The 13,976-nt window shown below is 36.6% G+C and carries 11 protein-coding genes and 1 pseudogene; 3 read left to right on the forward strand and 9 right to left on the reverse strand.

Going from position 1 to position 13,976, the window contains the following annotated elements; all coding sequences use genetic code 11:
• Window positions 1–21 precede the first annotated feature (21 nt).
• The 4 genes from V6256_RS13340 to queE form a co-directional block, all read right to left on the reverse strand.
• On the reverse strand, window positions 22–3,363 hold the full coding sequence (locus V6256_RS13340; protein WP_341598721.1) for a DUF3427 domain-containing protein: 3,342 nt from the start codon (window positions 3,361–3,363) through the stop codon (window positions 22–24).
• Between the two features lie 12 nt (window positions 3,364–3,375).
• Window positions 3,376–3,774 carry a (deoxy)nucleoside triphosphate pyrophosphohydrolase gene (locus V6256_RS13345; RefSeq protein WP_341598722.1) on the reverse strand — a complete coding sequence of 133 codons (399 nt, stop codon included), beginning with the start codon at window positions 3,772–3,774 and terminating at the stop codon, window positions 3,376–3,378.
• Window positions 3,775–4,219: 445 nt separating this feature from the next.
• A complete protein-coding gene (gene folE / locus V6256_RS13350) occupies window positions 4,220–4,864 on the reverse strand; it encodes a GTP cyclohydrolase I FolE (protein WP_341598731.1) in 645 nt (214 codons plus the stop codon).
• Window positions 4,865–4,973: 109 nt separating this feature from the next.
• Window positions 4,974–5,642: a 7-carboxy-7-deazaguanine synthase QueE gene (queE, locus tag V6256_RS13355; RefSeq protein ID WP_341598723.1), complete on the reverse strand. Its 669-nt coding sequence runs from the start codon at window positions 5,640–5,642 to the stop codon at window positions 4,974–4,976.
• A gap of 242 nt (window positions 5,643–5,884) precedes the next feature.
• Here queE and queD point away from each other — a divergent pair, with 242 nt between their 5' ends.
• Complete coding sequence (gene queD / locus V6256_RS13360; protein WP_341598724.1) at window positions 5,885–6,247, forward strand: 6-carboxytetrahydropterin synthase QueD; 363 nt, start codon at window positions 5,885–5,887, stop codon at window positions 6,245–6,247.
• Window positions 6,248–6,296: 49 nt separating this feature from the next.
• Here the strand turns inward: queD and V6256_RS13365 are convergent, their stop codons facing one another.
• Window positions 6,297–6,956 (reverse strand): hypothetical protein, encoded by a 660-nt coding sequence (locus V6256_RS13365; RefSeq protein ID WP_341598725.1) that lies wholly within the window; start codon window positions 6,954–6,956, stop codon window positions 6,297–6,299.
• 197 nt (window positions 6,957–7,153) lie between these two features.
• A complete protein-coding gene (locus V6256_RS13370; RefSeq protein ID WP_341598726.1) occupies window positions 7,154–7,459 on the reverse strand; it encodes a hypothetical protein in 306 nt (101 codons plus the stop codon).
• Window positions 7,460–7,637: 178 nt separating this feature from the next.
• Between V6256_RS13370 and V6256_RS16455 the strand changes: the two are divergent.
• A pseudogene (locus V6256_RS16455) lies at window positions 7,638–8,027 on the forward strand (alpha/beta hydrolase).
• A gap of 743 nt (window positions 8,028–8,770) precedes the next feature.
• Here the strand turns inward: V6256_RS16455 and V6256_RS13375 are convergent.
• Genes V6256_RS13375 through apt form a run of 3 tightly spaced genes read right to left on the reverse strand, consistent with a single transcriptional unit; the run spans window position 8,771 to window position 12,222 of the window.
• Window positions 8,771–9,100, reverse strand: a complete 330-nt coding sequence (locus V6256_RS13375; RefSeq protein WP_341598727.1) for a YbaB/EbfC family nucleoid-associated protein — start codon at window positions 9,098–9,100, stop codon at window positions 8,771–8,773.
• Between the two features lie 38 nt (window positions 9,101–9,138).
• The gene (gene dnaX / locus V6256_RS13380) at window positions 9,139–11,673 is read right to left on the reverse strand and encodes a DNA polymerase III subunit gamma/tau (protein ID WP_341598728.1); all 2,535 of its coding nucleotides are present in this window, start codon (window positions 11,671–11,673) and stop codon (window positions 9,139–9,141) included.
• Window positions 11,674–11,676: 3 nt separating this feature from the next.
• The gene (apt, locus tag V6256_RS13385) at window positions 11,677–12,222 is read right to left on the reverse strand and encodes an adenine phosphoribosyltransferase (protein ID WP_341598729.1); all 546 of its coding nucleotides are present in this window, start codon (window positions 12,220–12,222) and stop codon (window positions 11,677–11,679) included.
• Window positions 12,223–12,513: 291 nt separating this feature from the next.
• Between apt and V6256_RS13390 the strand changes: the two genes are divergently transcribed.
• A complete protein-coding gene (locus V6256_RS13390) occupies window positions 12,514–13,461 on the forward strand; it encodes a tRNA-dihydrouridine synthase (RefSeq protein WP_341598730.1) in 948 nt (315 codons plus the stop codon).
• Window positions 13,462–13,976 lie beyond the last annotated feature (515 nt).

The following is a 13,976-nucleotide window of genomic DNA, read 5'->3' on the forward strand; positions in this document are numbered from 1 at the left end:
AAGAAGTCGCATAAAAATTAGCTAATGAGTGCCAACTGTCTTGAAAAACACCGATCGTGATTCTGTAGAGTTTGGTTTTAATAAAATAACCGAATGTTCCCACTCTCCATCATCAGAAGCTATTTTTTCACTGGCGTAGGTTTTAATGGTAAATGATGAATTATATTCTTCATCGTCTTTACCATAATTTTCAACAATAACAATTTTACCATTTCGAGAACCACCAAGTGATTCCCTAAATATACAAATAGAATTGTTCTTGATACGACGATTCATTGATTCACCAATGACTCTACAGGCAAAATACTTTTGTTCTGTTGAATACTGTTTTGGTACTTCAAGCATCTTAAAATCTTTATTTTCCTGCATGTCACTAAAAGAACCAGCGGCCGCATAAAAGTCATAAAATGGGATAAAATTTTGCTCTTTATCATCAATAATTTCTTCTGAAGGTGCAGTTGAAACTACTTTTAGGGTTGTCGGTTTCTTCTTCACTTCTACGATTTCTTCACCAGTTAGATATGTATAAAGTGAATCTTGAACAGTATTTCGTAATTTAAATTCCATATGAACTACTGGTACATTTTTGTTTTTATCATTAACTTTATACTTTTGAGTTAAAGAGCCTTTGACAGTATCAACATTACCCATAAAGTAAAAATCTGTACCTTCATTATTGCTTTTCTGTATAAATAAGGAAACGTTAAGACCGGTTTTGTCTGCATCTCGAATAGCAACAACATCCTTACTATCAAGTTTTCTTCCAGCTTTAGATTCCCATGCGAATTCATCTTGGTTAATGAAATGGTCGTTATATTGAGTAGTTAAAGAAATGTCTTCTAACTTCCTGTATGTAACAAAAAGCGGGGCTTGATCACGATAGATCTTATATCCGTAAACGGTACTCTCATAATTTTTCTCCCAATTGAGTATTCGGCATACATCTTTACGCGTATATTTACCATATAATTGAAAACCATTTATATAATTTTTGAGATCAAAATGCTTATTGTATGTGTGTATAGAATATTCAATGTTATCGATAAGAAAGTTTTTAAATAAAGCATTTTTCAAGTGTTGATTAAACACTTGTGAAAGTTTCAATTTATTATTTTCAAACTCAATAACAGAAGATTCTTTTTTTATAAATTTGAAATTGAGATTGATTATGCATGATTCTATCGTCTCATCTGAGACAGCATAACCATACATAGCTTTAATGATACTTTTGAAATCATTTATCTCTAAGAAAGGGTTCGTTATAAGCTCTTTCATAATAATGCATTCTTCTACTCTTTTTGCATTATTGATGTTCAATGCAAATTGGCTTAATAATGCTATCTGCTCTTTATCAAGGTCATACTCGGTATCTTTTTCCACTTTACATATAAAATTATAATAAGACTTTGAGTATTCAACATATAAATATGGTTCTCGTGAACCATGATGAATAAAGTCCATCATCATCGGTGTTCGCCCAAGTTTATACTTAAGTAAGTCATAATCTTTTTTAAGATCTTTAAATAGCCCCATATTTGCGGAATCAATGGATTCAAAAATTCGTGCTTTAGTAATTGCGTCAAAGTTGATTGTAGAACTTCCTGGAATAAGTGTACTGCCACTTGATATTGTTCTGCGCAAAGCATCTTTGTTGTATGAGGTGTCACCGTAAAGCGCAATCGGAATAAGGTAATTGTTATTGTAGTTACCAATGAAATCAATAACAGTAAGGTATCCTTTCCCTCCCACTTTACGTAAGCCTCGACCTAGTTGTTGCACAAATATAATTGCAGACTCTGTAGGTCGTATCATTATAATTTGATTTACTTTTGGAATATCAATTCCTTCGTTAAAGATATCGACGGTGAATATATAGTCTAATTTTTCAGATAAATTATCAGACTCCAATAGATGAATTGCATCTCTTCTTTCATCTTCAGAGCTTTCTCCAGATAGTGCAACACAACGAAAACCACTTTTATTAAACATTTCGGCTAATTTTTTTGACTCATCATTAAGAGAACAAAAAACGAGGCCTCGAGTTCTGCCATTATCTGAGCCATAAAAATTAGCGTATTTAACGATATTTTTAACTCTTTCATCGGATGAAAGATAAGTAAAATCACGAATATTTTCTTGTTCTTTCCCATCAATTATAAGATCGGTAACGCCATAATAATGGAAATTACTTAACATGCCCTCTTCCATCGCTCTATTTAAGCGAATCTCGTAAGCTATATTATGGTCAAACAGACTAAAAATATCTTCTCCATCAGTTCGCTCTGGTGTGGCCGTCATTCCCAATAAAAATTGTGGCTGAAAATGTTCTAGAAGTCGCTTATATGAATCAGAACCTGAACGATGAGATTCATCAATAATAATATAATCGAAATAGCCTTTATCAAATTTATCTAAATGGTTTTGCTTAGAAATAGTTTGTACTGTTGAAAAAAGAAAATCTTTATCTACTTCTTGTTGCTTACCAGAATAAACTCCCATAGATTTATCACTGCCAAAAACACTCTGAAACGTTTCCATAGACTTTTCTGCTATGGTTTGTCGATGCACAACAAATAGTAATCGTTTGGGTTCGAAGGCCTTAGCATCAAAAGCAGATAAATAGGTTTTACCTGTCCCTGTTGCAGAAATTAGTAACGCTTTTATCGCGCCCTTGTTTCTTAAATTATTAATATTTTTTAAGGCTTCTTCCTGCATAGAATTTGGTATTACTAAAGATTTAACAAGTACTGACTCATGTGCTTTAGAAAGTAATTTTTGTTGATTATAAATAACTTCATAATCATCAATATACGATAAAGTTACAGGTGTTCCATTTTGAAAATCAGAGTCAAACTCTCCAATAATTTTTTCAACAATACTACTCGAATGAAGTGCTGATACTTTAAGGTTCCATTCTTTATTGGTCGCTAGTGCTGAAGCCGTTAGATTGCTACTGCCTATAATAAGGTTGTAATATTCCGATTTTTTAAACAAATAACCCTTTGAGTGGGAGTTTTCTTTGGTGGCTATACGTAATTCAATATTAGTGAATTTAAGCAGTTTTCTAAGCGCTTCAGGTTGCGTAAAATTTAAATATTGCGAGACAACAACCTTACCTTTAACCCCTTTATTTTCGAGTTCTTTAAAGGTATTTATTAGGGTAGCGATGCCGCTTGTAGTTACAAATGCGACGGAAATATAAAATTCATCACAATAACGCAATTCCTCTAAAATCGTAGAGAGCACCTTTTGTGGAGGGTTCTTTTTATTGACCAATAATGTTGGTTGATACAATTTTTCAGATATTGACTCTTTATCAACAAAACCTGTTTGTAAGCTTTTACTCAGTTCATCTAATATCATTTTTTAGAACTCTTATTTCTGCTTTGTCTGTAACTTTTCTACTATTGGAATATCAGCGGCAGCCCAGTCAAGAGTGTGTAACTGATCAATTTTCAGCCATTTCTGATCTATGTGCTCTGTAAGTGTTAAACCCTTATGTTCAACAGGACAAATGAAAGAATGCATGGTGATAAGAAAGTCCGGGTACTGGTGATGGACAGTATTAAAAAATTGGGGTTCGATAATGTCTAAATGTAACTCTTCTTTAATTTCTCTAATTATTGCAGACTCTTTTGTCTCTCCAACCTCAATTTTACCTCCAGGAAATTCATACTTATTCGTTATATAATCAAATTTTGCTGGCCCACGTTGAACACAAAGTGTTTCTTCACCACATTGAATAATTGCAGCAACTACATTTAATTTTTTCAAAAAGATTCCTTAATTAATAATTTTTTAGATAATACCAATTATATTAAATAAGTGATCTAAATTTTACCCAGAAAAAATAATAACGGAGAAATAAGTTATTTTAACAAGTAAAATAGATCAGTTAATTAGTATAATCATAAGTCAGTGCGTGTAACCTATTGAACTTATAATACAGGAAGTTATTTCAATGAATTTGATTATTCACTTATTTTTAAAATAATAAATGTTAATCACGGTTATTTAATATCGACACAACAATCACCGAGATTTAATGATTCATATTGTAGCTTTATAGAATTCGCGTATATATTTTTGCGTGGTTTTATTGGTAATAGAATACAAAAGAATGGCCAGTAACAGCAATACATTACACGCTGTTACTGGATTAAGATTAAATCAATTGAAGCAAGATGTATTAATTTACAGTTATCCTACCTAAGCAAGCTTACTGCTGTAAAAACTCATGGCGTGTTGCTGGGTTTGATTTAAAAATCCCGCCTAACGCTGTTGTGGTGGTTGAGCTGCTTGAGTCCATAATACCGCGTGATTTAACGCAGTGATGAACGGCATCCACTTTTACGGCTACATCTGTTGTTTCCAATAATGTTTGCAGTGCAACTAATATTTGCTGTGTTAAACGCTCTTGTACTTGAGGGCGTTGAGCAAAAAAGCGTACGATACGGTTAATTTTAGATAAACCAATGATCTTTTGGCGTGGTAAATAAGCCACAGTAGCTAGACCATCAATCGTCACTAAGTGATGCTCACAAGTGCTCATTACTGTAATGTTATTAACCTTGATCATTTCATCGACATTCATTTTATTTTCGATCACGGTTATTTTAGGAAAGTTGCGATAATCTAATCCTGAAAAAATCTCATCAACATACATTTTAGCGACGCGTTTTGGCGTTTCCATTAAACTATCATCGGTTAAATCCAATGACATTAGGTTTAATATTTCACGCATATGCTGCTCTATCTTTTCTTTACGTTGTTCAGGCGTAAATTTACTTGGCAGCATGGGTGTTTCTAAACCACGTTCAATGAGTGTATCTCGCACTTGTTGTGCTGATTCATTTAATATTATTTGCTCTGTTGACATATGTCCTCGATAACAGCGAGTAGAAATGGGTAATAATTGTTAATGCTCTGATTTAATAAGTAAGTATCGGCATTGCATTCAATGCCTTTCTCTATTATTCAATATCTAAATATTTATGTAGCTGTACTGACAACATCCAATTATTTTCAATACATGATTTAATCGCTAATGCTGTTGCAGCTGGTTTCATGCTGATAGGTTGTAAGTATACTTTTTTATGCTCAAGCCCATTATCATGAATAATTTGTTGAAGATCGTCTACATGGGATTGACGAGCGACAGGGTATTTTATTTCAGATGCAAGCTGATAAGAAGAGCTTAATACTTGATACCCGCCTTTCATATTAATTTTTGGAGAAAGTGTCACCCAACAATCTTTACTGACCTTGATTTCAAAGGTACCTGACGTTTCAACTTGGCACCCATAGCCCTGTGCTTCAAAAGCGTGGCATAAATCAGTTAAGTCATACATACATGGCTCACCACCAGTGATCACAATATGCTTTGCTTTATAACCTCTTTCTGAAAATAAGTTCAGGAGTTGTGCTGAAGTAAATGAACACCATTTAGTCGACTCTTCTTTTTTAAGGTCAAATTGAGGTTTCTTTATTTCGTCTTCAAGTGATACTTCCCAAGTATGCTTAGTATCGCACCAAGCGCAACCCACTGGACACTCTTGTAACCTAACAAATATGCTTGGTTTTCCAGTAAATGTGCCTTCTCCTTGCAAAGACTCAAAAATCTCATTAATTTTATATTTCATTACTTCGTTCTATACCATTCAGTCATTGTATGCTTATAGCGCGCTATAATACTTTAATTTCAGCAGACTTCTGACAAATAAATATAATTATTTATCCACTGATATTCATTTACAGACTAACTACCTTGGATTTAGTCAGGTAGAATGCCCTTCCAAAAATACAATTAATGAAAATTTACAATATGACTGGTGCTATTACGACACCATGAAATAAGCATGACCCATTTTAAAATAGGCAATATATGACAGTTGAAATCTACAAAGAATTTACTTTTGAAGCAGCACACAAGCTACCTAATGTACCAGAAGGTCATAAGTGCGGGCGCTTACACGGCCACTCTTATAAAGTAAAATTACATCTCAAGGGCGACGTTGACGAAACAGCTGGATGGTTTATTGACTTTTCTGATATCAAAAGCGTTTTTAAACCTACTTTAGATATGTTGGATCATTACTACCTTAATGACATTCCTGGATTAGAGAATCCTACTGCGGAAGTTTTATCTATGTGGTTATGGGAGAGAGTCAAAAAAGATTTACCGCAATTACATGCTGTAGAAATTATGGAAACTTGTACTAGCGGCGTGTTATATAAAGGCGAGTAGGCTTTAGCTTTTATGAGAAGCCTATTATTATAGGCTTCTCAGCAATTGTTTATTGTGCTGGCAGTACCGGATAGTGTGCATCGCCCCATAATGTATTGGGATTTTCCATCATGATCTTAATAATGGTCGGTACGAGTTTTTTCATTAACCGGCAGCAGTCTCTTATTTGCTCACGATTAACGGCACTGTCATGCGTCGCCCCTCCATGTAAAAGTTGATTGCGTAGCGTGTACACACGTTCAAAAATAATGGTTAATACCTGCGGCGTATTAGCATTTCCCAATGCTTTATTGGCATATTTTTTAGCATTATCAAAACGAGTGGTCCACTCTATTTCTGAAATATAGCCATTTTTAAAATCCCAAAAAGGTTGATAAATAAACTTATTATCTAACAATACTCTTATTGAGCCTGCAAACTCTTCCCAAATAAAACCAGCTAAATGCTTATCTTTGTCTAAGTCATAGAGTTTTTCGATGAAGTGTTCAAAAGTTTGCGCTTCAGGTAAACGATGTGCTTTATCCACTTCATTGGCATAGGCTGCATTAAAGGCTATCCACAGAAAGATAAATTGCGCATCATTATCCCCTTCACATGCTTCGGCTTTTTTAAGCCAACTCAGGGCGCGATGGACGCGTATTGCAAGGTTATCAGGAAAGCCATGACGTTGATTACGTTGTTGTTCTTTTAATTCGTGAAAACCAATCAATGAATACCTCCAACAAAATAGGTTAGCTTATTAACAGCCAAGCATTAATAATGATAAGTACAATAATTTATAACATAAACAAATATTAACCAGTTGATTTTATGATGAAAAAGAGAGACTGCACTGCATTTTAAATTTGTTTAAAACCGGATTTGAATATTAATGATGAACGGCCATCAAATTTATTTAAGAAATTATTAAGCCATAAATCGATGATAGAAAGCCAGTCGCATTAGCTTGATCTGACTGTAATAGATCAGTTCATTTTGATACCAATCTTCAACTCTATTGTGCACGCTACCATAACTTGCTTTACCGCCATTATATTCTCCCGGATAAGCACAATGATCCCGGGCATAATGTATTTTTTCAGTTAGCACTTTGAGATAGCTCTCCGCGGTTTTAGCTTCGATTTTTAATGCGATTTCTTGATAATGTGAAATGGCTGCACAAGACTCGTTAACATCATAGCCATTAGGGTTCTTTCTTTCTGACTCATACATAGTATTGCAAATACTCGATATTTTATGATGTATTAGTGCTAACCTTAGCTTTTCACAGTACGCTATGGCTTGAAAACAGCGATGATCATATTTTAATTAAAAATATTGATGAGATGAGCCGTGATGAATTTTGTAAAACTACCCCAACTATTTAGGTAACGATGTTTGGAAAGATAGCTTGATAGTGTGTATCCATGAATATAATGTTACTTTTAATTCAGTGGTTAAGCGAACAGCACAAATGACCTATAATTTTGAATATACTAACGTTTCCATTTTATTTTCTTGACCCTTTAACGCCGCATTACTAGAATATGTCTCAGATAGAGAAGATGTCTTTTGGATCGCTACTTATCTAACCGCCTTTTTAACCGAGTTGCGCCAGAATAAACCGACAACAAGTACATATATTGTTGGGGATTATATGGGAAACCAAGTCTTGGTGAATGCCTTAAATGAATTATCCTTTAGTAAGGAAAACCAAGCTCAGCCATTTACCAGTGTTATTTTGGCTTTTGCTTTGATGCAGGCAGGGAGACTAAAGTCACCGCCCCGAGCTAGCAATTAAGTGTTCTTTTGGACGGTGGGCGAATTAAGCGTCAGCTTAGTCTCATGAGTGGAGAAGATCTGCCACTCGTTTTCAAGAATCTTGTTTTGACTTTGGGGCGGTGGCTTCAGCCTCCCTTGAAGATGCAGTTAATAAAATAAAGCACTTCGCCTCTTTACCTTGTTGCATTTTACTTAGATGACGTTTGTTTTGGTTTTTTACTTTGATGCAGGCAGGGAGACTAAAGTCACCGCCCCGAGCTAGCAATTAAGTGTTCTTTTGGACGGTGGGCGAATTAAGCGTCAGCTTAGTCTCATGAGCGGAGAAGCTCTGCCACTCGTTTTCAGGAATCTTGTTTTGACTTTGGGGCGGTGGCTTAAGCCTCCCTTGTAGATGCAATCAATAAAACAAAGCACTTCGCCTCTTTACCTTGTTGCATTTTACTTAGATGACGTTTGTTTTGGTTTTTTACTTTGATGCAAGCAGGGAGACTAAAGTCACCGCCCCGAAGTTAACGTTAATACTACTAGTAAAGCGTCCGAAATATTTGGAGAGTGCTCTATAAATCTAGAATACTTAAAAGTACTTCGCTCTTTACCTTGTTGCATTTTACGTAGATGAAGTTTGTGCTGTACAGTGCCACTTGATAGCCATATATTCTATACAAAAAGGGCTTACTTTCACTTGCCTGATTCGGTTAGTGAAAGTAAGCCTCGTATATAAGACGTTTGCTTTAATTAAGTAATAGCGTTTTTAGCTAAACCCTAGAAAGGCATTTTGAAGCCAGGAGGAAGATCCATTCCGCCTGTTAAACCGCTCATTTTTGATTTATTAACTTCTTCAACACGACGCACTGCATCGTTCATTGCTGCTGCGATTAAATCTTCAAGCATCTCTTTTTCATCTTCTAGTAGGCTTGGATCAATCTCAACTTTACGTACATTATGGTTACCTAATAAAGTAACTTTAACAAGACCGGCACCTGACTCACCCACTACTTCAGTGTTAGCGATTTCAGCTTGCGCTTTTTTCATGTTTTCTTGCATTTCTTGGGCTTTCTTCATTAAGTCGCCCATTCCACCTTTATTAAACATATTATCTCTCTTTATAAGTTAGTTCGTATTACAGTTGATTATAACGGTAAGATACTATTTTCATAGACTTTAGCATTATAATCGCGCACAAACATCTGCACGATCGCATCATTTTTAACCGATTCTTTGGCTTTCTCTAAATACTGCTGATAAACAATCTGCTCTAACGCTAATGGCGTATTAGCATCTGTTACCCGCCCTACCTCAATTGAAACAGTATAATGCTGTCCATCTTGCTTTTTATAATAATCAGCAATTAATGCGGTTAATTCTGCACAGAGCTTTTGATTATTTAACAGGTGTTTTTGTGCCTGATCTAATAACAATTTTATCTGTTGATCTTGTTTTTGCATCACACAACTTTTTGCTAATAGTTTCTCAAAGCCATTTAAGTTCATCGCTTTAATCGCTAAAAACCATGGATCCGTCATTTTATCTTCAACGTACAATGCGATATCTATTTCAGGTGTTGGGTAATGCTGATCGTTAAACAACTCAACGTCAGTATGTGCACCATCGGTTAAGCCTGAAATATCTTTGTTAGGTCGAACAGGCGCTTTCTGCTCATTGTGAACATTCGCGGTTGAAGTTACCGTTGTCGATGTCATCGCAGCTTGCTCAGTGCTTGGCGAAGTGGTCCTTACTTGTTGCTGTGATAAAGCATTGTCCTGGCTCGGCTGCTCGATAACATGACTATTATTTGGTTGTATTTGATCGCTAAGATATTGGTCAAAATAATCATTATCTGAACGCGCATAATCATCATATTGTGGTTGATTAGAAGGTTCCCCATAACTACTTAATGGCGGTAATTCTTGCTCATTCGGTTTGCTTGGTTGATCCCTTTCTACTTGCTTAGCTGCTGGTTTAGTTACTTGCTTAGCAGCAGGCCTAACAGGTTCTACTGTAGCGGCTGGCTGAGCTTGATAAGTTGGCGCTGCAGGTTGTGGTTTTTTAACTGCGACAGGCTGTTCGGGTACATTTCTGTTATCCGATGATGAATCAGCTGCCGCTCTAGTCTTTTTTATTTGTTCTAATTTTTGACGATGACTACGCAACATATTACGAGAATTGTTATGGCCTGACAGATCAAACTGCGATGTTTTTTTAACGGCTGGCTCAGCTTGTTGTGTTGCTTCTTCAGCCGTTGGTGTTGCAGAAACCGGATCAGGTGCGCTTGTGTGTTGCTCTGCAGTTGCTTTCGGAATAGTAGGCAGTTCAGCTGTTTGTTCGCTTGGCTGCACATCAACAGGTGTTGATGGCGCAGGCTGTTGCGCTACATTATCAATACTTGCTGCTGGTGATGGCTCAGGACTTGGAGCAGGTTTAGTCGCTGCAGGCGGCACTTGTGAAGCTTGAGCAGGTGCTGGAGCGGCTGCTTTCACTTCTGGACGTGGCACAGGTGCAGGTGCTAAAGCAGGTGTTTCAGTATCACCATGATTAATAACTGCAGCAGTATTTGCTTGTGCTAACATCGCTTCATCAATATCAACATAATTAGCCGGTTTAAATGCAAGTAAACGCATTACCGTCATCTCTAACGCGACTTTGCCATTTGGTGCGAAGTTATAGTCTTTATAACCTTCCACTGCAATTTGATAAAATAATTGCACTTCTTCAGGTGACAAACGTTCAGCCAATAATTGCACTGCACTTTTTTTAGTCACATTTGCATTCGCCTGTAACTGCATTAAAGCAATTTGATGGCACAAGCTTGCTAACTCTTGGTGTAATGCTGAAAAATCAGCACCTAGCTGAACAAACTCTTGTATTTTTTCAAAGACTTTTTCACTGTTCCCTGAAGCAACAAAGTGTAAAAGATAATGTAAATGTGATTGGTCAATGGTGCCAAGCATTTTTAGTACGGCATCATATTTTATGTTACCAGCGCCAAAGGCTAATGCTTGATCCGTTAAACTTAATGCATCACGCATACTGCCATCAGCCGCTTTAGCGATAACGTTTAGTGCAGGCATTTCAAACGTTGCTTTTTCCTGAGTTAAAATTGAGTTTAATTGTTGCTCAATTTGTTCAGGTAATATTGCTTTTAAATGAAATTGCAAACAACGTGATAACACCGTAATAGGTAACTTTTGTGGATCAGTGGTTGCGAGTAGGAATTTAACGTATTCCGGTGGCTCTTCTAATGTTTTTAACAGTGCATTAAAACTATGTTTAGACAACATATGCACTTCATCTATTAGATATACTTTATAGCGCCCTTGTGCCGGCTTATATTGTACGTTATCTAATAACTCACGAGTGTCATCTACTTTAGTACGAGAGGCTGCATCTATCTCTAATAAATCAACAAATCGGCCTTGATCAATATCTTGGCAGTTTGCGCATTTACCACAAGGTGTTGAAGTGACCCCTTCTTCACAGTTCAAACTTTTAGCAAAAATACGCGCGATAGTTGTTTTACCAACACCACGTGTACCACTAAACAAATAAGCGTGATGGACTCGATTCTGCTCTAACCCATTTTCTAATGCGGTTAACACATGAGGTTGTCCGATAACTTCTTGAAAAGTCTGTGGGCGCCATTTTCTTGCTAAAACTTGATAGCTCACTGATTATTCACCTGCATATTCAATCAAAGAAAAAATGGGAACAGATTGCGCGGCTAATTTTTTAGCCCCACCTAAATCTGGTAATTCAATCACAAAAGCAGCTTCAACAACTTCACCGCCTAAACGTTGAATCAATTTAACCGATGCTTCTGCCGTACCACCTGTTGCTAATAGATCATCCATTAACAATACTTTTTCACCCGGTTGTATAGCATCTTTATGCAGTTGCAATATATCATTACCGTATTCAAGCTCGTAGCTTTCTTGAATCGTGTCACGCGGTAGTTTGTTAGGTTTACGAACCGGAACAAAGCCTGCCCCTAAAGCAGCTGCCAGCGGTGCACCAAAAATAAAGCCACGTGCTTCCGTCCCAACAATTTTATCTATTTTCACTTGGCTATAACGTGCTTTAAAAAGCTCGATAGTCGTAGAGAATGCAAGTCCATCTTCAATCAGGCTTGTCACATCTCTAAATATAATGCCAGGAATTGGGTAATCGACGATGCTTTTAATGCTGTTTTTTATTAATGTTAATTGTTCCGAGCTCATTTTTATATCCTGTCATTATCTAATCTCCTAAGGTTAAATAGTTGCTCGCACAAGTGCAAGTATGTTGTTAGAAAGTGACTGTTTATTTTCAATAGTTGCCTGAAAAAGCAACTAATTTGTTGGGACTATTAATATGATTAAAGTGATAGCTTAAAACTCGCTCCCCGACCTTGGTTTTTTCAAGCTGATATTACGATTGTTAACCTAACCTTTTTCATAAGCTTACCGTTGTTTTTGCTTAAACACAGATTGCGGGTATAATCCGCGCTTCTTCAACAATCGAGATATAACATGCAAATAACACTCGCTCCAATGGAAGGCGTAATGGACTTCCATATGCGCCAATTTTTAACCAACATTGGTGGGATCGACCGTTGTGTTACTGAATTTGTTCGTGTTGTAGAGCTACCACTTCCATCTCGTGTATTTTACCGTTTATGTCCTGAGTTACGGAATGCCAGCCGTACTGAATCCGGTACTCCTGTGCGAGTGCAACTATTAGGGCAACATCCAGAATGTTTAGCTGAAAATGCACTGCGTGCAATTAAGCTTGGCTCAGATGGGATTGATCTAAATTTTGGCTGCCCCGCTAAAACGGTGAATAAAAGCCGCGGCGGTGCGGTTTTATTAAAAGACCCTGAAGCACTTTATAAGATTGTCAAAGCTGTTCGCGATGCAGTACCTAGTGAGCATGTGGTCAGTGCCAAAATTCGTTTAGGGTACCACGATAAAAATCTCGCCATTGAAAATGCACAAGCAATAAATGAAGCTGGTGCCAGCGAACTTGCTGTACACGCAAGAACCAAAGAAGAAGGCTATAAGCCACCAGCTCACTGGCATTGGATACGAAAAATTAAAGATTCTGTAGATATTCCGATTATTGCAAACGGTGACATTTTCAGTGCAGAAGATGCACAACGTTGTATTGAAATAAGCGGATGTGATCAATTAATGATTGGTCGTGGTTCATTAGCAGTACCGAACCTAGCTAATGCCATTAAAGGTATTGAAACGCCCTACTCTTGGTTAGACAACTTACAAGTGATGGAGCAATATTACCAATGGTTGCGAAAAATTGAAGACAAAGAGAAATTCATGCCTAGCCGTATTAAGCAATGGCTAATGTTTATGAAATTACAGCATGTGCAAGCGGATCCATTTTTGCAATCGGTACGCGCAATACGAGATCCAAATGAGATGCTAGCGGCCATTCAAAATGCGCAACGACTCGAAAAGTAATATTGATATTGAACTTTACGACACATTAACAATTATTAGAGAACAATAATTTACGTTTTATTATGACCCTTGTGAGTTTTAACCTATATCTTATATCAATCTAAGTAAAAATATGATCGACTTGATTTATCTATTGCGATTAAAGCAACTCAAGATAGAGCATATAAAAAAGACAGATTTGAAAATATTTGCCCGTAAGCAAACTTCATTACAAATGAAAATGCATTTACTGGCTTTAGCACATTTTCAAAATGGCCATTCATGAGCCTAAATTGCTCAGTTCCTAAAAGTATGTAGGCCTAGCGTTAATAAATGGATAAGTACCTATCTAAGCGGACGTTCGCTTCGGGGCGGTGACTTTAGTCTCCCTGCTTGCATCAAATCGAAATACATCAAACAAAATTCATCGAAGTTGAATGCAACAAGGTAACTAGTGAAGTGTTGTTTTATTTGTTGCACCTACAAGGGAGGCTGAAAAAAGGAGTCGCAGAGCTCCTCCGCTCATGAGACTAAGC

The sequence above is a fragment of the Psychromonas aquatilis genome (assembly GCF_038155185.1).
GTDB lineage: Bacteria > Pseudomonadota > Gammaproteobacteria > Enterobacterales > Psychromonadaceae > Psychromonas > Psychromonas aquatilis.

Excerpts from the sequence above, each read along its gene's own strand:
- V6256_RS13390 (WP_341598730.1), top strand. The coding sequence starts at position 12,514 with ATGCAAATAACACTCGCTCCAATGGAAGGCGTAATGGACTTCCATATG.
- V6256_RS13370 (WP_341598726.1), bottom strand. The coding sequence starts at position 7,459 with ATGTATGAGTCAGAAAGAAAGAACCCTAATGGCTATGATGTTAACGAG.
- queD (WP_341598724.1), top strand. The coding sequence starts at position 5,885 with ATGACAGTTGAAATCTACAAAGAATTTACTTTTGAAGCAGCACACAAG.
- queE (WP_341598723.1), bottom strand. The coding sequence starts at position 5,642 with ATGAAATATAAAATTAATGAGATTTTTGAGTCTTTGCAAGGAGAAGGC.
- V6256_RS13340 (WP_341598721.1), bottom strand. The coding sequence starts at position 3,363 with ATGATATTAGATGAACTGAGTAAAAGCTTACAAACAGGTTTTGTTGAT.
- V6256_RS13375 (WP_341598727.1), bottom strand. The coding sequence starts at position 9,100 with ATGTTTAATAAAGGTGGAATGGGCGACTTAATGAAGAAAGCCCAAGAA.
- apt (WP_341598729.1), bottom strand. The coding sequence starts at position 12,222 with ATGAGCTCGGAACAATTAACATTAATAAAAAACAGCATTAAAAGCATC.